Origin of the sequence: Streptomyces sp. NPDC094143, assembly GCF_040303825.1 — a bacterium.
In the GTDB taxonomy this organism is placed as follows: domain Bacteria; phylum Actinomycetota; class Actinomycetes; order Streptomycetales; family Streptomycetaceae; genus Streptomyces.
Genome location: NZ_JBEOTZ010000029.1, coordinates 39,292 through 59,277, shown reverse-complemented (window position 1 = coordinate 59,277; position 19,986 = coordinate 39,292). Strand labels below are relative to the sequence as shown.

At 72.0% G+C, this 19,986-nt stretch carries 16 protein-coding genes; 8 read left to right on the top strand and 8 right to left on the bottom strand.

Translation table 11 applies throughout. From position 1 onward, the window contains the following. Positions 1–3: 3 nt before the first annotated feature. The 4 genes from ABTZ58_RS29910 to ABTZ58_RS29895 are packed head-to-tail and all read right to left on the bottom strand — an operon-like array spanning position 4 to position 4,412. On the bottom strand, positions 4–651 hold the full coding sequence (locus ABTZ58_RS29910; protein WP_351363293.1) for a GTP-binding protein: 648 nt from the start codon (positions 649–651) through the stop codon (positions 4–6). Beyond that, positions 632–1,054, bottom strand: coding sequence for a DUF742 domain-containing protein (locus tag ABTZ58_RS29905; protein ID WP_309097786.1), 423 nt, complete (start codon positions 1,052–1,054; stop codon positions 632–634). Before ABTZ58_RS29905 ends, ABTZ58_RS29910 begins: the two co-directional genes overlap by 20 nt. Continuing rightward, entirely contained in the window at positions 1,051–1,575 is a 525-nt protein-coding gene (locus ABTZ58_RS29900) for a roadblock/LC7 domain-containing protein (RefSeq protein ID WP_309097785.1), read from the bottom strand. Before ABTZ58_RS29900 ends, ABTZ58_RS29905 begins: the two co-directional genes overlap by 4 nt. Then, complete coding sequence (locus tag ABTZ58_RS29895; protein ID WP_502996146.1) at positions 1,572–4,412, bottom strand: sensor histidine kinase; 2,841 nt, start codon at positions 4,410–4,412, stop codon at positions 1,572–1,574. The genes ABTZ58_RS29900 and ABTZ58_RS29895 overlap by 4 nt, the downstream gene beginning before the upstream one ends. Positions 4,413–4,768: 356 nt before the next feature. Between ABTZ58_RS29895 and ABTZ58_RS29890 the strand changes: the two genes are divergently transcribed. Next, on the top strand, positions 4,769–5,554 hold the full coding sequence (locus ABTZ58_RS29890; RefSeq protein WP_351363286.1) for a protein phosphatase 2C domain-containing protein: 786 nt from the start codon (positions 4,769–4,771) through the stop codon (positions 5,552–5,554). Positions 5,555–5,570: 16 nt separating this feature from the next. Here the strand turns inward: ABTZ58_RS29890 and ABTZ58_RS29885 are convergent, their stop codons facing one another. Together ABTZ58_RS29885 and lon are read right to left on the bottom strand one after the other, a co-directional pair. Continuing rightward, complete coding sequence (locus tag ABTZ58_RS29885; protein ID WP_351363283.1) at positions 5,571–6,050, bottom strand: MarR family winged helix-turn-helix transcriptional regulator; 480 nt, start codon at positions 6,048–6,050, stop codon at positions 5,571–5,573. 169 nt (positions 6,051–6,219) lie between these two features. Beyond that, positions 6,220–8,634 (bottom strand): endopeptidase La, encoded by a 2,415-nt coding sequence (gene lon / locus ABTZ58_RS29880; RefSeq protein ID WP_351363280.1) that lies wholly within the window; start codon positions 8,632–8,634, stop codon positions 6,220–6,222. Positions 8,635–8,807: 173 nt separating this feature from the next. Between lon and ABTZ58_RS29875 the strand changes: the two genes are divergently transcribed. Next, positions 8,808–9,479: a GNAT family N-acetyltransferase gene (locus tag ABTZ58_RS29875; protein ID WP_351363277.1), complete on the top strand. Its 672-nt coding sequence runs from the start codon at positions 8,808–8,810 to the stop codon at positions 9,477–9,479. Between the two features lie 194 nt (positions 9,480–9,673). Here ABTZ58_RS29875 and ABTZ58_RS29870 read toward each other — a convergent pair whose 3' ends face one another. Beyond that, complete coding sequence (locus tag ABTZ58_RS29870; protein ID WP_502996145.1) at positions 9,674–10,252, bottom strand: rhomboid-like protein; 579 nt, start codon at positions 10,250–10,252, stop codon at positions 9,674–9,676. Positions 10,253–10,542: 290 nt separating this feature from the next. On the opposite strand from ABTZ58_RS29870, the gene ABTZ58_RS29865 reads away from it, so the two are divergent. The 5 genes from ABTZ58_RS29865 (at position 10,543) to ABTZ58_RS29845 (ending at position 17,619) form a co-directional block, all read left to right on the top strand. Continuing rightward, positions 10,543–11,220, top strand: coding sequence for a spermidine synthase family protein (locus ABTZ58_RS29865; RefSeq protein WP_351363274.1), 678 nt, complete (start codon positions 10,543–10,545; stop codon positions 11,218–11,220). Between the two features lie 135 nt (positions 11,221–11,355). Further along, positions 11,356–12,096, top strand: a complete 741-nt coding sequence (locus tag ABTZ58_RS29860) for a response regulator transcription factor (RefSeq protein WP_309097915.1) — start codon at positions 11,356–11,358, stop codon at positions 12,094–12,096. Beyond that, positions 12,093–13,205: a sensor histidine kinase gene (locus ABTZ58_RS29855; protein WP_351363270.1), complete on the top strand. Its 1,113-nt coding sequence runs from the start codon at positions 12,093–12,095 to the stop codon at positions 13,203–13,205. Before ABTZ58_RS29860 ends, ABTZ58_RS29855 begins: the two co-directional genes overlap by 4 nt. A gap of 281 nt (positions 13,206–13,486) precedes the next feature. Beyond that, positions 13,487–17,365 (top strand): multifunctional oxoglutarate decarboxylase/oxoglutarate dehydrogenase thiamine pyrophosphate-binding subunit/dihydrolipoyllysine-residue succinyltransferase subunit, encoded by a 3,879-nt coding sequence (locus ABTZ58_RS29850; RefSeq protein ID WP_351363267.1) that lies wholly within the window; start codon positions 13,487–13,489, stop codon positions 17,363–17,365. 74 nt (positions 17,366–17,439) lie between these two features. Then, positions 17,440–17,619: a DUF6104 family protein gene (locus ABTZ58_RS29845; protein ID WP_003992906.1), complete on the top strand. Its 180-nt coding sequence runs from the start codon at positions 17,440–17,442 to the stop codon at positions 17,617–17,619. 417 nt (positions 17,620–18,036) lie between these two features. On the opposite strand, the gene ABTZ58_RS29840 is transcribed toward ABTZ58_RS29845, so the two are convergent. Next, entirely contained in the window at positions 18,037–18,873 is an 837-nt protein-coding gene (locus tag ABTZ58_RS29840) for a hypothetical protein (protein ID WP_351363265.1), read from the bottom strand. A 146-nt stretch (positions 18,874–19,019) separates the two neighbouring features. Here ABTZ58_RS29840 and ABTZ58_RS29835 point away from each other — a divergent pair, with 146 nt between their 5' ends. Continuing rightward, complete coding sequence (locus tag ABTZ58_RS29835; RefSeq protein WP_351363262.1) at positions 19,020–19,985, top strand: DUF4097 family beta strand repeat-containing protein; 966 nt, start codon at positions 19,020–19,022, stop codon at positions 19,983–19,985. Position 19,986 lies beyond the last annotated feature (1 nt).

Here is a 19,986-nt window from a genome sequence, read left to right as displayed (position 1 = left end):
CCTCTACTCGGGGGTTTCGTCCAGCGCGTGGCCGACGAGGGCCAGGAGGGTCTCGATCACGGAGATCCGGCGACGCGCGTCCATGATCATGACAGGTATGTGTTGCGGGATGGTCAAGGCCTCCCGCACATCCTCCGGCTCGAACAGCTCGGCGCCGTCGAAGTGGTTGACCGCGACCACGTACGGCAGCCCGGAGCTCTCGAAGTAGTCCAGGACCGGGAAGCAGTCCTTCAGGCGGCGGGTGTCGGCCAGCACCACGGCGCCGATCGCGCCGCGCACGATGTCGTCCCACATGAACCAGAACCGCTGCTGGCCCGGCGTGCCGAACAGGTAGAGCACCAGGTCGTCGTCGAGCGTGATGCGCCCGAAGTCCATGGCGACGGTGGTGGAGGTCTTGTCCGGCGTGGCGGTGAGGTCGTCGGTGGCCTCGCTCGCCTCGGTCATCAGCGCCTCGGTCTGCAGGGGCGTGATCTCCGAGGCGGAGGTGACGAGGGTGGTCTTGCCCACGCCGAAGCCGCCCGCCACCACGATCTTCGTGGCTATGGGGGCCCGGGTGCGGTCCGTCTCCCAGGCGTGCAGGCCCTCGCCGGGCCGGACGAACGAGGAGGAAGCGGCGACGCCGTGAGCGGCGTCAGAGACGACGGAGTCCACTCAGCACCCTTTCCAGCAGAGCGCGGTCCGGGCGGCCCGTGCCGTGGCCGGTCCCCGTTCCGTACACACGGATCTTTCCCTGGTCCGCGAGGTCGCTGAGGAGCACGCGGACCACGCCGAGCGGCATCTTCAGCAGCGCGGCGATCTCGGCCACCGTACGCATCCGGCGGCACAGTTCGACGATGGCCCGCAGCTCCGGCATCACACGGCTGGAGAGGTTGCCGTTCGTCAGTTCCTTGCGCTCCTCCGGGGCGTCCAGCGCCGCCGTGCTGGCCACGAACGTCTCCACGAGGAGGACGTGGCCGAAGCGGGTCCGGCCGCCGGTGAGCGAGTAGGGGCGGACCCGGGCGGGTTTGCGGTCACCGCCGCGGACCGGGAGGTGCTGCTTGGGCTTACTGCTCATCGGGCACTCCCCGTCGTCTGGGACTCCTCCAGAGATTTGCGGAGCTCGCTGCGGAGTTCGGGCGTCAGGACATGGCCGGCCCGGCCGACGAACAGGGCCATGTGGTAGGCCACCACGCTCATGTCGCAGTCCGCCGAGCCGTGCACGCCGAGCAGCGAGCCGTCGCTGATCGACATCACGAACAGGCTGCCCTCCTCCATGGCGATCATGGTGTGCTTGACCCCGCCGTAGTCCATCAGCTTGGCGGCGCCGATGGTGAGGCTGCCGATGCCGGAGACGATGGTGGCGAGGTCGGCGGCGGAGCCGCGCGGGCCGGTGGACCGGCCCCCGCGGGTCTGCAGGGCCTCGCGGGCCTCCTTGTTGCGGTCCGCGTCGGAGGACAGCAGGAGCAGTCCGTCGGAGGAGACGACCGCCACCGAGAGGATGCCGGGCACCTCCTCGACGAGGTTGGTCAGCAGCCAGTGCAGGTTGCGGGCCTCACTGCTCAGTCCGATCAGTCCGAAGGTACTGGGCGCGGTCAACTGCTTGCCTCCTCGACTGTGCCCCCCGTGGCTTCTTCGGAATCAGCTGGTCCAGATGTGCCGGTGGCCGGCCGCCGGTGCGAGGCCGTCTGCTCGGCGATCTCCGCCTCGACCTCGCGGTAGCCGGCCTGGGCGCCCTGGCGGAAGCCGCCGAGGCGGCGGCGCAGGGCTTCGGCGTCGACGGAGCCGCTGCGCTGGCGCGGGGTGGTGGCCGGGGCGGTGATCTTGGGCGTGCGCTTGGGCAGGCCCTTGTCGGTGACGCGTTCGTGTTCGGCGTCGGCCTCCGCCTCGGCTTCCGCTCCGGCGTGTTCGCTCCCGCCCGCACCCCCCGTGCGGGTCTGGTGAGCGTGCGGGGCCGGCTCGTACGGAGTGGCTCCGCCGTCGTCGGCCGCGCTTTCGTGCTGCGTCGGCTCCGGTTCCTCCTGTGGTGGGGGAGCCAGCAGTTCCATGGTGGTCTCGGCAGGCGTCTCGGCCGGTGCCGTCGCCCCTTGCGCGGGTGCGGTCTCCTCCGCCGCCCCGGCCGGTTCCGGGTGCCCGGCCGGTTCGGAGTGCTCGGCCGCGGTCGCGCCGTGGCCGGCCTCCTCCCGCTGTACGGCCTTCTCGGCCAGGGCGACCAGCGGGTCCCCGCCGCTCGTCCGGCCGTGCAGGACGTTGGAGTTGGCCTCCGCGTCGGCGCCGGGCAGGGAGAAGGAGTGGGTGGTGCCGGGCAGCGGTCCGGAGGCCGGGACGGCCGCGGGCGGGGCCGCCGCCAGCAGGGTCCGGGGCAGGACGACGACCGCCGCGATCCCGCCCTGCTTCTGCTCGCGCAACTGGACGCGCACGCCGTGGCGGTGGGCGAGGCGGGCGACGACGTACAGGCCGAGGCCGAGGCCGTCCTCGCCCTCCTGGTCGTAGGGCGCCTCCGGGTCGAAGTCGGACAGGCGGGAGTTCAGGCGCTCCATCCGGTCCTCGGTCATCCCGATGCCCTCGTCCTGGACGGAGAGCATCACCTCGCCGTTCTCCAGCAGCCAGCCGGAGATCTCCACGGGCAGGTCGGGCGGGGAGAACGAGGTGGCGTTCTCCATGAGTTCGGCCAGCAGGTGGGAGAGGTCGTCGGCGGCGAACCCGGCGATGTGCGCGTGCGGCGGCAGCGCGGCGATGCGGACCCGCTCGTACCGCTCGATCTCGCTGACCGCGGCGCGGACGACGTCGACCAGCGGCACGGGCCCGGCGGCGTGCTGGACGTGCTCGGTGCCGGCGAGGACCAGGAGGTTCTCGCTGTGCCGGCGCATGACGGTCGCGAAGTGGTCGAGCTTGAACAGCGTGGAGAGCCGGTCCGGGTCCTGCTCGCGCTCCTCCAGGTTCTCGATGACGGCCAGCTGCCGCTCGACCAGCCCGAGGGTGCGCAGGGCGAGGTTGACGAACGTGCCGCCGATGGCCGTGCGCAGCCGCTCCAGCTGGGCGGCGGCCTCGGCGAGTTCACCGCGCAGTTCCTCGCGTGCGTCGGCCATCTTCTGGCGCTGCCCGACGAGGTGCTTGCGGTCGGACTCCAGTGTGGCGATCCGCTCGGTGAGGGCGGCCGCGTGCGCGTGCAGGGCGTTCACGGAGCGCACGACCTGGGCGAACTCGTCGTTGCGGCCGGTGAACTTCACCGGTTCCTCGGCCGCCGGGTCCTCGGCCTCGGCGAGGCGCTTCGAGCCCAGGCGCAGGACGGCGAGCGGGCGGGTGAGGCTGCGGGCCATGCCGGTGGCGACGCCGACGGCGAGCAGCATCAGGGCGCCGAGGATCGCGATTCGGATCTCCAGCGCGGTGACGTCGTCGTCGCGCAGGGCCTCCAGGTCCTTGGTGCGGCGGTCGTAGAGGGCGGACTCGACGCCGCGCATCAGGTCGACCCGGGCGGACAGGGCCGCGTCCAGCCGTTTGGCGCTGGTGGACAGCTCACTGCCGGAGAGCGACGGCTGGTCGGTGAGGGTGGCGAGGTACTTCTCGGCGGAGTTGACCTCGGTGCCGGTCACCGTGTTGTCGAACGAGGTGCGGGCCGCCTTGGGGGCGGTGGCGCGGAAGTCGGCCAGGGCCGCGTCGGAGCGCAGCCGGGCCTGCTGGGCGGCGGCGCTCAGGGCGTCGCGCTGCCGGGCGTCGGCGCCGGTGGACGTGGCGGTCTCGGCCGGCAGTCCGGTGACGGGGTCGATGACCGTCTCGGTGCCGCGCGGCACGCTGAGCGCGGCGAGCAGCAGTCCCCGGGCCGCGGCTGCCTGCTGGACGGCGGAGTCCAGCTCGGCCAGCGCGTGGCCGCCGGCGCCCGCGCGGGGCGGCGTCCGCTGGGCCAGCTGCTCGGCGAGCCGGTGGAGTTCGGTGATGGCGGCGGAGTACGCCTGGTGCGCTTCGAGAGCGCTGCTCTTGCCGGTCAGCGCCGCTCGCCGTACGGCCGCTATGCCGTCGAGGCCCGAGCGGAGCGCGGCGGGCGCGTCGGTGTCGGCGCGCAGCTCCTCGACCTGCCGGTCGACGCGTTCGCTGTGCTGTTCGGAGGGCGCCTTGGACTTGGGACGGCCGGCCGCGATGTAGGCGGTGACGTCGTCGCGCTCGTCGGCGAGGGAGTGCGCGAGGGCGAGGGCGTCCTGCGTCTGCTCCGCGAGCGTCACCAGCTCCTGGGAGTCGTGGAGTTCCGCTGAGGCGGCCAGCACCGAGGGGGTGCCGGCACCGGCGATGGCCGCGGCGACCACGGCCACGGCGACGATCAGCCGGTTGCGGACGTGTGTGGGGCGGCCCTTGCCGGTGGGGGGCGTCGGCTCAGCGCCCTGAACGGGGGCCGTCTGCTTGCCTGTGCGACGAGGCCGCGTCTTCTGCACCGGTGCTCGCATTCCTGACTCGTGAACCCTTGGGGCCGGGTGACGCTCCGTCAACTGGTGCGTACTCCCGGTACACTTCCCGACCCTCCCAGCGCCGGTGGGCAGCGCACGCGCATCACCTGACCCGCCACCCGAAGGAGTGAACCTCGGAGGGGAGTTGAGGGGCAAGTTCCACCGGCTCTTGCAGGAGGCTTGCGCGGCACGCCGGTTGGACGCCGGGACCGGGCGGTGGCAGTATTCGCCACCGCGTCTTCCCGGAACAAATCATTCCCTCCCAAACCAGGCGCCTGACCTGCGCGGGTGCGCCGGTACGGCAACCATTGCCAGCCTTTTGCGGACCATGTGAAGGGCTCGTGCAGACTGGCTGGATGCGTACTGAACTCGCCTCGGAGCCCGGAGACGCCGACCGCCCCAACGAGGACTTCGCCGCTGTCGGGCTACCGGCTTCAGGACAGGGCGGTTCGCTCGTCGTGCTGGACGGTGTGACGCCACCGAAGGCCGGGACGGGGTGTCTGCATTCCGTCCCCTGGTTCACCGCCCGCCTCGGCGGCGCACTGACCGAACTGACCGTTTCACTCCCGGATGTTCCCCTGGTCGAGGCCTTGTCCCGCGCTATCGCGCGTACCGCCGAGGCACACGCTTCAACCTGTGACCTTTCTCACCCCCGCACCCCTCAGGCCACGGTGGTCGTGGCCCGCTGGGATCCGGACGCGGTGGAGTACCTCGTCCTGTCGGACTCGGCCCTCCTCCTGGAGTCCCCGGACGGCCTGGTGACGCCCGTCCTGGACGACCGGCTGGCTCTGCTGCCCCGTTCGGCACTGGCCACGGACGCGGTGGTGGACGCGACGCTGCGGAACAAGGAGGGCGGTTTCTTCACGGCGGCGGCCGATCCCTCGGTGGCTGGACTGGCCGTGGCCGGCACCCTGCCCCGCCGGGAGGTACGCGCCCTGGCCGCCCTGACGGACGGGGCGACCCGCTGGGTGGAGAGGTTCGGGGAGGGCGACTGGGCGGACTGCTTCCAGGTCGTGCGCAAAGAGGGGCCGCAGGCGCTGGTGGACCGGGTGCGGACGCTGGAACGGGCGGATTCCGCCGCGACGTCGCTGGGCCGGAGCAAGCGGCACGACGACGCGACGGTGGTGTTCGCCGAGTTCTGAGAGGGCGGCCGCCCCTCTACTTCTCCATGCCCCGGTTGAGCTGGTGCAGCAGCCGGGCCAGTTCCGTGACCTCGCGGGTCTCCCAGTCGGCCAGGCGGCCGGCGTAACGGGCGCGGCGGGCCTCGCGGACCCGGCGGACCCGGTCCTGGCCCTCCTGCGTGAGAGCGACCAGCCAGGCGCGGCCGTCGGCGGGGTCGGGCTCGCGGGCGACCAGGCCGAGCTCCTCCAGGGCGCGCAGCTGGCGGGACATCGTCGCCTTGCCGACGCCGATGTACGCGGCGAGCTCGGTGGCCCGCTGCTTGCCGCACTCGTCCAGCCGGACGAGCAGCCCGTAGGCGGACGACTCCAGGTCGGGGTGGACCTCGCGGGCCATCTCGCCCTGGCTGGCCCGGGCCCGCCGCAGCAGGACGGTCAGTTCCCGCTCCAGCGCGAGGAAGGCGGGCCGGTCCACACCGCTTCCGGCCCGGTGTCCGTCGTCGTTGCCGCCCTCGTGCACGTCAGTCCCTGCCTGTTTCGTCGCTACTGGAATTGTCCTCCGGCCGCCGTCGGCGCCGCAGCCCGGCAAGTATTCCCAGGTCAGGGCGTCCGTGTCCACAGGCCCACCACACGGTGAAGGCCCGGGCCCCCGCACGGGAACCCGGGCCTTCCTCAACCGGCCGCGTCCGTCACGCCGCGACCGGAACCTCCGGCGCCGCGCTGTTCGTCGCGGGCGCGAGCGCCAGTTCCAGGACCTGGCGGACGTCGGTGACGGCGCGGACGTCGAGCTTGTCCAGCACCTCCGCCGGGACGTCGTCCAGGTCGGGCTCGTTGCGCTTGGGGATGATCACCGTGGTGACGCCCGCCCGGTGCGCCGCGAGCAGCTTCTGCTTCACGCCGCCGATCGGCAGCACCCGCCCGGTCAGCGAGACCTCGCCGGTCATCGCCACGTCCGTGCGGACCAGCCGTCCGGACAGCAGGGACGCCAGGGCCGTGGTCATCGTGATGCCGGCGCTCGGGCCGTCCTTGGGAACCGCGCCCGCCGGGAAGTGGATGTGCACGCCCCGGTCCTTCAGATCACCCACCGGCAGTTCCAGCTCGGCGCCGTGGGAGCGCAGGAAGCTCAGCGCGATCTGCGCGGACTCCTTCATCACGTCGCCCAGCTGACCGGTCAGGGTCAGTCCGGCCGCGCCGGTCTCCGGGTCGGCCAGGGACGCCTCGACGTAGAGCACGTCACCGCCCGCTCCGGTCACCGCGAGTCCGGTGGCCACGCCCGGCACGGCCGTCCGGCGCTCGGCCGGGTCCTGGGCGGACTCGGGCACGTGGTGCGGCCGGCCGATCAGGTCCCGCAGGTGCGCCTCGGTGACGGTGAAGGGCAGCTCTCGCTCGCCCAGTTCGTGCTGGGCCGCGACCTTGCGCAGCAGCCGCGCGATGGACCGCTCCAGGGTCCGCACGCCCGCCTCGCGCGTGTACTCGCCGGCGAGCTTGCGCAGCGCGCTCTCGTCGATCGTCACCTCGTCCTTGTCGAGCCCGGCCCGCTCCAGCTGGCGCGGGAGCAGGTGGTCCCGGGCGATGACGATCTTCTCGTCCTCGGTGTAACCGTCCAGGCGGACGATCTCCATGCGGTCGGCCAAGGCCTCCGGGATCGCCTCCAGGACGTTGGCGGTGGCGAGGAAGACCACGTCCGAGAGGTCGAGCTCGACCTCCAGGTAGTGGTCGCGGAAGGTGTGGTTCTGCGCCGGGTCGAGCACTTCGAGCAGGGCGGCGGCCGGGTCGCCCCGGAAGTCCGAGCCGACCTTGTCGATCTCGTCGAGCAGCACGACCGGGTTCATCGAACCGGCCTCCTTGACGGCCCGGACGATCCGGCCGGGCAGGGCACCGACGTAGGTGCGCCGGTGGCCGCGGATCTCGGCCTCGTCGCGGACGCCGCCGAGGGCGACGCGGACGAACTTGCGGCCCATCGCGTGGGCGACGGACTCGCCGAGGGAGGTCTTGCCGACGCCGGGCGGGCCGACCAGCGCGAGCACGGCACCGCCGCGCCGGCCGCCGACCACGCCCAGTCCCCGGTCGTTGCGCCGCTTGCGCACCGCCAGGTACTCGGTGATGCGCTCCTTGACGTCCTCGAGACCGGCGTGCTCGGCGTCCAGGACCGCCTTGGCGCCCTGGATGTCGTAGGCGTCCTCGGTGCGCTCGTTCCACGGCATCTCCAGGACCGTGTCGAGCCAGGTGCGGATCCACGAGCCCTCGGGCGACTGGTCGGAGGAGCGCTCCAGCTTGTCGACCTCCTTCAGGGCGGCCTCGCGGACCTTCTCGGGCAGGTCGGCGGCCTCCACCCGGGCGCGGTAGTCGTCGGACTCCTCGCCCTCCTGCTCGCCGTTGAGCTCGCGCAGCTCCTTGCGGACCGCTTCGAGCTGGCGGCGCAGCAGGAACTCGCGCTGCTGCTTGTCGACGCCCTCCTGGACGTCCTTGGCGATGGTCTCGGCCACGTCCTGCTCGGCGAGGTGGTCGCGCAACTGCTGCGTGGCGAGCTTGAGCCGGGCCACCGGGTCGGTGGTCTCCAGCAGTTCGACCTTCTGGTCGGTGGTCAGGAACGGCGAGTAGCCGGAGTTGTCGGCGAGCGCCGAGACGTCGTCGATGGCCTGGACCCGGTCGACCACCTGCCAGGCGCCGCGCTTGCGCAGCCAGGCGGTGGCGAGGGCCTTGTACTCCTTGACCAGCTCGGCGACCTGCCCGGGCAGCGGCTCCGGCACGGTCTCGTCGACGCTGGTGCCCTCGACCCACAGGGCCGCGCCGGGGCCCGTGGTCCCCGCACCGATCCTCACCCGCCCCCGGCCGCGGATCAGCGCGCCCGGATCGCCGTCGGCCAGCCGGCCGACCTGCTCGACGGTGCCGAGGACACCGGTGTTCGCGTACGTCCCGTCGATGCGCGGCACCAGGAGTACCCGGGGCTTTCCGGGCGTTGTCCGAGCGGCGGCCTGTGCGGCCTCCACCGCGGCACGGACCTCGGAGTCGCTCAGATCCAGCGGGACCACCATCCCGGGCAGCACGACTTCGCCGTCGAGCGGCAGCACGGGCAGGGTGAGCGGTGTGGACGTCGAAGCCATGATCTCCCCTTCGGCAGTCAAGTTGAGCTATGCCGACTCAATGCTTGGGGACGGCCGGTTGTTCCCCGACTCGTGTTCGCTGTCAGCGATCACCGCTGACGCGACGGCGAAGGGGCCGCATAGGGTCACCCCAGTAATAGGCGAAGGCGGAGTTCGTGGATTACAGGAGCGGCGTGGACGAGACCGTGCGGGCGTGGGTGGACGGGTGGGTCGTGTCACGCGGGGCGGCGCCGCCCGTGGCCGAGCCGTGGGGCTGGACGATCGACGTGGGGCTGTACGGGCACGCCACCCGGCACGTGTTCGGCACCACGGGTGAGGGCCTCGACGAGACCACCGTCCGCAAGGTGGCCGGCGCGGTGACCGGCGACGGCGTGTGGCTGAAGGCCTTCCGGGATCCGGCGGTGGTCGCCGGCTGGCTGGGCGACGACTGGTGGATCGACCCCGAGCCCGGCTGCCTCATGACGATCCCGCTGACGGCGGGGGAACCTCCGGACGTCCCCGCCGGCCACCGGCTGCGCACATGGTCGCGGGGCGGGGTGACGCGCGTGATGCTGGCCGCCCCGGACGGTTCCCTGGCGGCACGCGGGCAGATCACCCCCACCGGCGACACCGCCGTCGCCGACCGGATCGAGACCGCCCCGGAACATCGCCGCAAGGGACTGGGCAGCTTCGTCATGCGGACCCTGCAGAGCGCCGCCGCCCGGCAGGGAGCACGGACCGGTGTCCTGGCCGGCACACCCGCGGGGCGAGGCCTGTACGAGGCTCTGGGCTGGGAGATGAGGGCCTGGCTGACCAGCGCTCGACACGATTCCTCGGGGTCGGCGCGGGCCGAGCGGCCCGCCTGAGGCCACCTGCCCGGGCAGCCCCGCCCTCAGCGACTGCCCCGGGGCCGGGCGGGCCAGGCGCCACCGCCGCACCAGCGGCCAGGTCGCGACGCCGATGGTCAGGGCGATCGGATGCCCCCAGTTCGTCAGTGGGTCGGTGAAGGCGAGCAGGTCACGCAGGGGCACCTGTCCGGCTCCTCCCTCCACCGCCTCGACTACGGCGTCGACCTTCGGCGTCGCCGCCGCCACCGGCGCCCTGGCCGGTCTGCTCCCGCCCTGGCTGCGCCTGCCCCCGCCGGCCGCCTTCGGCGGAACGCTCCGGCCAGCACCGCGAGGCCCACCGGGACCTCGGTCGCCAGGGTGGCGAGGACGTGCCCGAGCAGGAAGACCCCGGCCGTGCGCAGCCCGCCGATCCGCCGTTCCAGCGCGGTCAGCACCAGCACGAACCCGATCGCGAACGGCGGGACCAGCCCGCCCGCGACCCACAGCGCGCTGCCGACCAGGACCCGTTCCGGCGCGCGCACCAGGTGCGCCACGTCCGTGCTGGAGCCCTGGAGCAGGGCGTGCACCACGGCGGGGTCGGCGTGCGCGCGGATCAGTGAGGTGGCGCAGAGCAGGACCGCGTACCCGAAGGTGAACGGCGTTGCGGCGGGCGTGGGCAGCAGCCGCCAGGGACGCGGCACCCGGCGCCGGGACGCGGCCGCGGGGCGCGACTTCAGCCGGCCCCGATGCGCCGTGCCGTACGGGCCGCGCCGCCCCGGCACGCCGTCCAGCAGCGGCACACCCCTCGGCACAGGCACCCCTCGGCACAGGCACCCCCCGGCAGCGGCACACCCTCCGGCAGCGGTCCGTCGGCCGGCGGCCCCGGCGCAGCGGCCGGCGCGGGTGGGGCCGTCCCGCCGGGCGGCGCGGCGCGTTCCACAGGGGACGCTCCTTCCGTCGGGTCCCAGCCTTCGCCCGCTCCCGCCCCGCTGTCTGTGACGGGCGCCACGCGCGGGCCGATGCACGGCGACCTCGTGGCTTCCCGCGGCGTCCCCCCGATAATCTTGCGCCCACGGTGACCCGGACCTGCCAGGATGAGCCGATGCCCACCTCATACGACACGCCTGACGTCCTGGACCGGCGCGACGGCCCGCACGGCGAGGTCGTGCTGCGGCGGCACGGTGACCGGCTGGAGATCATCGCCAACGGCTGTTTCCTGATGGACACCTCCGACGGCCGCTCGGAGCGGCGACTGGTCGACGCGGCCCTGGACGCCCTGCCCGGCCGGGAGCGCCCCGACGTACTCATCGGCGGACTCGGCGTCGGCTTCTCCCTGGCGCACGCCGCCGCAAACGCCCGCTGGGGCCGGATCGCGGTGGTGGAACGCGAGCACGCGATCGTCGAATGGCACCGCGCCGGCCCACTCTCCGCGATCTCCGCCGAGGCCCTCGCCGACCCCCGCACGGAAATCGTCGAAGCCGATCTCGTCGCCTACGTCAATGAGACATCCGACACGTACGACGCCCTGTGCCTCGACATAGACAACGGCCCCGACTGGACCGTGACGGAGGGCAACGCGCAGCTCTACGGCGAAGCCGGACTGGCGGGCTGCGCGCGGGTGTTGAGGCCCGGCGGGGTACTCGCCGTCTGGTCCGCCCAGCCCTCTCCGGAATTCGAAGAAACCTTGTGGAATGCCGGGTTCCAACAGGTGCGTACCGAAGAGATCCCGGTTGCCCGGGGCGTTCCCGACGTGGTGCACCTCGCCATCCGCCCTGGATAGCAAAGGCGTGCTGCCTGCCCGTACGCTGCTCCTCTGACGCCGATCATTCAAGCGTCAATCGCAACGATGCGCAGGCATAGCCAGTCAGAAGGAATCACCCCACTGATTCCGGAAAGCACACCCCAGGGGCGGGCGATGGAGCAGACACAGACCTCCCACAACGGTTCGGCGACGGCTACCCCGGGCGCGCAGCGCCGGGTGCTCGTCGTCGAGGACGACGCCACGATCGTCGACGCCATCGCGACCCGCCTGCGAGCCGAGGGATTCCTCGTGCAAACCGCGGGCGACGGTCCGGCCGCCGTCGACACCGCCGAGGCCTGGCAGCCGGACCTGCTGATCCTCGACATCATGCTGCCCGGCTTCGACGGTCTGGAGGTCTGCCGTCGCGTGCAGGCCGCCCGCCCGGTTCCGGTGCTGATGCTCACCGCGCGCGACGACGAGACCGACATGCTGGTCGGTCTCGGCGTCGGCGCCGACGACTACATGACCAAACCGTTCTCGATGCGGGAGCTGGCGGCGCGCGTGCACGTGCTGCTGCGTCGCGTGGAGCGGGCCGCGCTGGCCGCCGCGACTCCGCGCAGCGGCATCCTGCGCCTGGGCGAACTGGAGATCGACCACGCGCAGCGCCGGGTCCGGGTGCGCAGCGAGGACGTCCACCTCACGCCCACCGAGTTCGACCTGCTGGTGTGCCTCGCGAACACCCCCCGCGCGGTCCTCTCCCGTGAGCAGCTGCTCGCCGAGGTCTGGGACTGGGCGGACGCCTCCGGCACGCGCACGGTCGACAGCCACATCAAGGCGCTGCGCCGGAAGATCGGCGCCGAGCGGATCCGCACCGTGCACGGTGTGGGCTACGCCCTGGAGACCCCGACGCCATGAGCGGCGGGCCGGCTGCACGGAGGAACCCCGGGGAGCCGGAACCCTGGGGAAAGGTGAGCCCGTTCTCGATCAAGACCAAGCTGGGCGCGCTGGTCGTCATCTCGGTGCTGATCACCACAGGCCTGTCGGTGATCGCGGTGCACACGAAGACGGAGCTGCGCTTCATCACGGTCTTCTCGATGATCGCCACTTTGCTGATCACGCAGTTCGTGGCCCATTCGCTCACCGCGCCCCTGGACGAGATGACGGCCGTGGCACGTTCCATCTCGCAGGGCGACTACACCCGACGCACGCGGGAGAACCGCCGTGACGAGCTGGGCGACCTGGCCGTGACGATCAACGCCATGGCCGACGAGCTGGAGGCCCAGGACCGCCAGCGCAAGGAGCTGGTGGCGAACGTCTCGCACGAGCTGCGCACCCCCATCGCCGGGCTGCGCGCCGTGCTGGAGAACATCGTCGACGGTGTCACCCAGGCCGACCCGGAGACGATGCGCACGGCGCTGAAGCAGACCGAGCGCCTCGGCCGGCTGGTGGAGACGCTGCTGGACCTGTCCCGCCTGGACAACGGCGTCGTCCCGCTGAAGAAGCGGCGGTTCGAGGTGTGGCCGTACCTGTCGGGCGTGCTGAAGGAGGCCAACATGGTCGCCTCCGTGCGCGCGGGCATCGCCACCGGCTCGGGCAGTCACACCCGCACGGACGTGCACCTCCACCTCGACGTGCACCCGCCGGAGTTGACCGCGCACGCCGACCCCGAGCGCATCCACCAGGTCGTGGCCAATCTCATCGACAACGCGGTCAAGCACAGTCCGCCGCACGGCCGGGTGACGGTCAAGGCGCGGCGCGGCGCCCTGCCGGAGTCGCTGGAGCTGGAGGTCCTGGACGAGGGCCCCGGCATTCCGAAGTCCGAGTGGCACCGCGTCTTCGAGCGGTTCAACCGCGGCAGTGCCAAGCGGTCGCAGGGGCCGGGCAGCGACGGCGGCACCGGCCTCGGCCTGGCGATCGCCCGCTGGGCGGTGGATCTGCACGGCGGAAGGATCGGAGTGGCCGAATCCGAGCGGGGTTGCCGGATTCTTGTCACTCTTCCGGGACTTCCATCTGTGCCAAGTTGACGTAAAGTTCGAAGCGGAGCCACAAGATCCACCGGCATCCGCGCTGACGGACACGTGTGATCAGGCACAGGCCCGCGCCACTGGCGCGTCAGGCCCCGCTCCACCCTTCCCTCCTGAAGCGGAACCACGCTTGTTTCCCGCCATTTCAAGCGCCGAAACGCACTGCAAGATGTGACTTGCGCGACGTTGAACGGGCCCGGCCTGACCTTCCCGCTCGGGGAGGCGTAGCCTTGATTCCCGCTGTCCATCATCTTGTGAAGCGGAAGAGGGCGGTTGCCGCCGTGTCGCCACAGTCCCCCAGTAACTCGAGCATCTCGACCGACACCGACCAAGCGGGCAAGAACCCCGCCGCGTCGTTCGGTGCCAACGAGTGGCTCGTCGACGAGATCTATCAGCAGTACCTCCAGGACCCGAATTCGGTAGACCGAGCCTGGTGGGACTTCTTCGCCGACTACAAGCCGGGCGCCGCTGGCGCGCCGGCCCCGTCGGGTACCGCGGCCACGGGGGCCGCGGGGACCTCCCCCACGCTCGAAACAGCTCGCGCGGGGGGACCCCCGTCCGCTCAGCCCGCCGCACCGGCCGCGCCCGCCCAGGCCTCCGCCCCGGCGGCCGAGAAGCCCGCCGCCGCGCAGGCCTCGGCTCCGGCCCAGGCTCCGGCTCCGGCCCAGGCCCAGGCTCCGGCTCCGGCCCAGGCCGCCGCTCCCGCGAAGGCCGCCCCGGCCCCCGCGAAGCCGGCCGCCGCCCAGCCGGCCGCTCCCGCGAAGAAGGCCGAGCCCGCCGGCGAGGCCCCCTCCGGTCCCGAGCAGGTCGTGCTGCGCGGCCCCGCCGCCGCGGTCGCGAAGAACATGGACGCCTCCCTGGAGCTGCCCACGGCGACGTCCGTGCGCGCGGTCCCGGTGAAGCTGCTGTTCGACAACCGCATCGTCATCAACAACCACCTCAAGCGGGCGCGCGGCGGGAAGATCTCGTTCACGCACCTCATCGGCTACGCCATGGTCCAGGCGATCAAGGCCATGCCGGCGATGAACTACTCGTTCGCGAAGGTCGACGGCAAGCCCACCCTGGTCAAGCCGGACCACGTCAACCTCGGTCTCGCCATCGACCTGGTCAAGCCGAACGGCGACCGCCAGCTGGTCGTCGCGGCGATCAAGAAGGCCGAGACGCTGAACTTCTTCGAGTTCTGGCAGGCCTACGAGGACATCGTCCGCCGCGCCCGCGACGGCAAGCTGACGATGGACGACTTCACCGGCGTCACGGTCTCCCTGACCAACCCCGGCGGCCTCGGCACGGTCCACTCGGTCCCGCGTCTGATGCCCGGCCAGTCGGTCATCATGGGCGTCGGCTCCATGGACTACCCGGCGGAGTTCCAGGGCACCTCCCAGGACACCCTGAACAAGCTCGGCATCTCGAAGGTCATGACGCTCACGTCGACCTACGACCACCGGGTCATCCAGGGCGCCGCCTCCGGCGAGTTCCTCCGCCAGGTCGCGAACCTCCTGCTCGGCGAGAACGGCTTCTACGACGACGTCTTCGAGGCGCTGCGCATCCCCTACGAGCCGGTCCGCTGGCTCAAGGACATCGACGCCAGCCACGACGACGACGTCACCAAGGCCGCCCGCGTCTTCGAGCTGATCCACTCCTACCGGGTCCGCGGCCACGTCATGGCCGACACCGACCCGCTGGAGTACCAGCAGCGCAAGCACCCCGACCTGGACATCACCGAGCACGGGCTCACCCTGTGGGACCTGGAGCGCGAGTTCGCCGTCGGCGGCTTCGCCGGCAAGTCGATGATGAAGCTGCGCGACATCCTCGGCGTCCTGCGCGACTCGTACTGCCGCACCACCGGCATCGAGTTCATGCACATCCAGGACCCGAAGCAGCGCAAGTGGATCCAGGACCGCGTGGAGCGCCCGCACTCCAAGCCGGAGCGCGAGGAGCAGCTGCGCATCCTGCGCCGGCTGAACGCGGCCGAGGCGTTCGAGACGTTCCTGCAGACCAAGTACGTCGGCCAGAAGCGCTTCTCCCTGGAGGGCGGCGAGTCCGTCATCCCGCTGCTGGACGCGGTGCTGGACTCGGCCGCCGAGTCCCGCCTGGACGAGGTCGTCATCGGCATGGCCCACCGCGGCCGCCTGAACGTCCTCGCCAACATCGTCGGCAAGTCGTACGCCCAGATCTTCCGCGAGTTCGAGGGCAACCTCGACCCGAAGTCGATGCACGGCTCCGGTGACGTGAAGTACCACCTGGGCGCCGAGGGCACCTTCACCGGCCTCGACGGCGAGCAGATCAAGGTCACCCTGGTCGCGAACCCCTCGCACCTCGAAGCCGTCGACCCCGTCCTGGAGGGCGTCTCCCGCGCCAAGCAGGACATCATCGGCAAGGGCGGCACGGACTTCACGGTCCTGCCGGTCGCGATCCACGGCGACGCGGCCTTCGCGGGCCAGGGCGTGGTGGCCGAGACCCTGAACATGTCGCAGCTGCGCGGCTACCGCACCGGCGGCACGGTCCACATCGTCATCAACAACCAGGTCGGCTTCACCGCGGCCCCCGAGTCCTCGCGTTCCTCCATGTACGCGACGGACGTGGCGCGCATGATCGAGGCCCCGATCTTCCACGTGAACGGCGACGACCCGGAGGCCGTGGTCCGCGTCGCGCGGCTCGCCTTCGAGTTCCGCCAGGCGTTCAACAAGGACGTGGTGATCGACCTCATCTGCTACCGCCGCCGCGGTCACAACGAGTCGGACAACCCGGCCTTCACGCAGCCGCTGATGTACGACCTGATCGACAAGAAGCGCTCGGTGCGCAAGCTGTACACCGAGTCCCTGATCGGTCGCGGCGACATCACCCTGGAAGAGGCCGAGCAGGCGCTGCAGGACTACCAGGGCCAGCTGGAGAAGGTCTTCACCGAGGTCCGCGAGGCCACCTCGCAGCCGAACATCGTGGAGACCTCCGACCCGCAGGCCGAGTTCCCGGTCGCCGTGAACACCGCGGTAACCACGGAGGTCGTCAAGCGGATCGCCGAGTCCCAGGTCAACATCCCCGACCACGTCACCGTCCACCCGCGTCTGCTGCCCCAGCTGCAGCGCCGCGCGTCGATGGTCGAGGACGGCACCATCGACTGGGGCATGGGCGAGACCCTCGCGATCGGCTCCCTCCTGCTGGAGGGCGTCCCGGTCCGCCTGGCGGGCCAGGACTCGCAGCGCGGTACGTTCGGCCAGCGCCACGCGGTCATCATCGACCGCAGCACGGGCGAGGAGTACACGCCGCTGCAGTACCTCTCCGAGGACCAGGCGCGGCTCAACGTCTACAACTCCCTGCTGTCCGAGTACGCGGCGATGGGCTTCGAGTACGGCTACTCGCTGGCCCGCCCCGAGGCGCTCGTGATGTGGGAGGCGCAGTTCGGCGACTTCGTCAACGGCGCCCAGACGGTCGTGGACGAGTTCATCTCGTCGGCCGAGCAGAAGTGGGCCCAGACCTCCGGTGTCGTGCTGCTCCTGCCGCACGGCTACGAGGGCCAGGGCCCGGACCACTCCTCGGCCCGCCCGGAGCGCTTCCTCCAGATGTGCGCCCAGAACAACATGACCGTCGCCATGCCGACGTCGCCGTCGAACTACTTCCACCTCCTGCGGTGGCAGGTGCACAACCCGCACCACAAGCCGCTGGTGGTCTTCACGCCGAAATCGATGCTGCGCCTGAAGGCGGCGGCGTCGAAGGCGGAGGAGTTCACGACCGGGCAGTTCCGGCCGGTCATCGGCGACGCGTCGGTCGACCCGGCCGCGGTCAAGAAGGTCGTCTTCTGCGCCGGCAAGGTCTACTACGACCTGGAGGCCGAGCGTCACAAGCGCGGCGTGACGGACACGGCGATCATCCGCATCGAGCGCCTGTACCCGCTGCCGGGTGCCGAGCTCCAGGCGGAGATCAAGAAGTACCCGAACGCCGAGAAGTACCTGTGGGCCCAGGAGGAGCCGGCGAACCAGGGTGCCTGGCCGTTCATCGCGCTCAACCTGATCGACCACCTGGACCTGGCGGTCGGCGCGGAGGTCCCGCACGGCGAGCGCCTGCGCCGCATCTCGCGCCCGCACAGCTCGTCCCCGGCGGTGGGTTCCGCGAAGCGGCACCAGGCCGAGCAGGAGCAGCTGGTGCGTGAGGTGTTCGAGGCGTAGCCCGCGCATCCCGTCGCACGTCACCGGGCCGCATCCCCGCCAGGGGGTGCGGCCCGGCCGCATATCCTTGAGCCATGTACTTCACGGACCGTGGCATCGAGGAACTGGAGAAGCGGCGCGGCGAGGAGGAGGTCACCTTCGAGTGGCTCGCCGAGCAGCTGCGCACGTTCGTCGATCTCAACCCCGACTTCGAGGTGCCGGTGGAGCGCCTGGCGACGTGGCTGGCCCGGCTGGACGACGAGGACGACGAGTAGCGGAGCGCGGGGTTCGACGACAGGGGCCGGCCGTCGACCACACGGCAGACGGACCCGCCCCTCCGTCCGGAACGCCGCCCACGGCATGGCGCTATCCGTCCCCCTCCCCCGGTCCCCCTCCCCCGGTCCCCCTCCCCCGCACCCAGCACCCAGCACCCAGCACCCAGCACCCAGCACCCAGGGACGGACGCCGGTGGCCGAACGGACGCACCAGATCGTCACCGGCCCGGACCACGCCCGGGACACTGCTCCACGACACCGTGCTCCACGACCGACGACCGCCCCACACCCCGAAACCACGGACGGGCCCCGGCGGCCCGCCGGACGCACCAGGTCACCAGCCCCGACCACGCCCGGGACACTGCTCCACGACCGCCCCACACCCAGCACCCAGCCCGCCCGCCCACCGGACGGGTGTCAGTCGCGCGGGTGCGTGAGGCCGTAGGCCAGCCCCAGCGTGCCGTGCGCCAGGAGCAGCGCCCCGGCCGTGGCCCAGCCCCAGCCGCCACCGTGCCGGCGTAGGCCCCAGGCGAGCAGCGGTACGCCCGCCGCCACTTGAGCGAGGGCCAGCGCGCGGGCCCTCGGGCCGCCCGCCCAGGGCAGCCAGGGGCCGAGGCGGCTGTGCTCGACGGTGCCGCGCTCCACGACCGCCTCGCGCAGGCCCGGCCACTCGACCGGCAGGCTGTCCGGCAGCACGGCGGCGGCTTCCCCGAGTCGGTCGGCGGGGACGCCGGGAGCGAACCCGGGCGGCATCGAGACGCCCACGCGCGCGAGGACCGCGAGCAGGCCGCGCAGCCGGGCGGGGGCGTCGGCCGCCGCGTCGGGCTTCGTCAGCTGTTCGAGGGCCTGCAGGTCCAGAACGGGGTCGAGACCTACGCGCGCGGCGAACGTGCGCATCGCCTCGTCCTCCCCCGCCGGGACGCCGCTCGCGAGCCAGACGAACCCCACCGGGCGGCGGAAGCCGTAGGCGAGGGTGAAGCCCGCGTGGTCGGCGTCCCACCACAGGGCGAGGACGGGCCAGGGCGCGCCCACGGCCAGGGCGGTGGCCCAGCCGGTGACCACGCGGTCGACGGGCTCGGTGCCGTCCCGCCAGGGCCGGCCCTCGGGGACGAGGACACTCCAGTCGTCGCCCGCGCGGGTCAGCCGCATGGGCTCGCGCAGCAGCCGGGCGACGGGGGCGACGGCCCCGGGCACCGCCCGGCACAACAGCAGCGCCCCTGGCGCGGGACCGGTGGGCACAGCTTCCGTCGGCATGCTCACACGTTAGGGCGAATCACCCATCTTTGAGTACTTATGTTCACTCTCCCATCCCCGGAACGGGTGTCTTGACTTTCCCCGTCCACGATATATCGTGAATTTCAGTAGACGCGATATGGCGCGTCGGGTCGGGAGGTCTCACGATGTCCGAGTGGTCCGTCACGGAACCGAGCAAGCTCACCTTCGACGAGCCCGTGAGCGATCTCCACGTACGCCTGGTCAACGGAACGGTGAACGTGGTGGGCACGGACGAAGGTTCCGCCCGCCTGGAGGTCTCCGAGATCGAGGGCCCACCCCTGGTGGTGACCCGGGAGGGCGGCACCCTGACGGTGGCCTACGAGGACCTGCCCTGGAAGGGCTTCCTGTCCTGGCTGGACCGCAAGGGCTGGCGCCGCAGCGCGGTGGTCTCCCTGGCCGTCCCGGCCGCCACGCGCGTGGAGCTGGGAGTCGTCGGCGCGGCGGCCGTCGTCTCCGGCATCGAGGGCCGGACGGTGGTCAAGGGCGTCACCGGCGACACGACCCTGGTGGGCCTGTCCGGCCCGGTCCGCGCCGACACGGTCTCCGGCAGCCTGGAGGCCCAGGACGTCACGGGCGACCTGCGGTTCAACTCGGTCTCCGGCGACCTCACCGTGGTCGAGGGCGCCGGCCGCTCGGTCCGGGCCGACTCGGTCAGCGGTTCCATGATCGTCGACCTCGCCCCGGACGGCCCGACGGACGTGAAGCTGACCAGCGTCTCCGGCGAGATCGCGATCCGGCTGCCACACCGGGCGGACGCCGAAGTCGAGGCCAACACGGCGAGCGGCGCCGTCTCCAACGCCTTCGACGACCTCCGTGTGCACGGCCAGTGGGGCGCCCACAAGATCACCGGCCGCCTCGGCGCGGGCAACGGCACCCTGCGGGCCACGACGGTCTCCGGCTCGATCGCCCTGCTGCGCCGGCCGGCGCGGGACGACGACGACCATGCACCACGGGACGCCCATCCCGGCACCGACAGCCCCTCGGCGGCCCCGGCAGGCCACCCGGGGGGCACCTCGGGAGACAATTCCGTCTCCGGCCCGGGCGACGGCACCGCCCCGGCCGACGGTACGACCGACAAGAAGGTGCTCTGAC

What these genes read in the sequence shown, in the direction of transcription:
- ABTZ58_RS29905 (WP_309097786.1), bottom strand. Translation starts at nt 1,054, where the DNA reads ATGAGCAGTAAGCCCAAGCAGCACCTCCCGGTCCGCGGCGGTGACCGC.
- ABTZ58_RS29895 (WP_502996146.1), bottom strand. Translation starts at nt 4,412, where the DNA reads ATGCGAGCACCGGTGCAGAAGACGCGGCCTCGTCGCACAGGCAAGCAG.
- ABTZ58_RS29890 (WP_351363286.1), top strand. Translation starts at nt 4,769, where the DNA reads ATGCGTACTGAACTCGCCTCGGAGCCCGGAGACGCCGACCGCCCCAAC.
- lon (WP_351363280.1), bottom strand. Translation starts at nt 8,634, where the DNA reads ATGGCTTCGACGTCCACACCGCTCACCCTGCCCGTGCTGCCGCTCGAC.
- ABTZ58_RS29865 (WP_351363274.1), top strand. Translation starts at nt 10,543, where the DNA reads ATGCCCACCTCATACGACACGCCTGACGTCCTGGACCGGCGCGACGGC.
- ABTZ58_RS29860 (WP_309097915.1), top strand. Translation starts at nt 11,356, where the DNA reads ATGGAGCAGACACAGACCTCCCACAACGGTTCGGCGACGGCTACCCCG.
- ABTZ58_RS29855 (WP_351363270.1), top strand. Translation starts at nt 12,093, where the DNA reads ATGAGCGGCGGGCCGGCTGCACGGAGGAACCCCGGGGAGCCGGAACCC.
- ABTZ58_RS29845 (WP_003992906.1), top strand. Translation starts at nt 17,440, where the DNA reads ATGTACTTCACGGACCGTGGCATCGAGGAACTGGAGAAGCGGCGCGGC.
- ABTZ58_RS29840 (WP_351363265.1), bottom strand. Translation starts at nt 18,873, where the DNA reads ATGCCGACGGAAGCTGTGCCCACCGGTCCCGCGCCAGGGGCGCTGCTG.
- ABTZ58_RS29835 (WP_351363262.1), top strand. Translation starts at nt 19,020, where the DNA reads ATGTCCGAGTGGTCCGTCACGGAACCGAGCAAGCTCACCTTCGACGAG.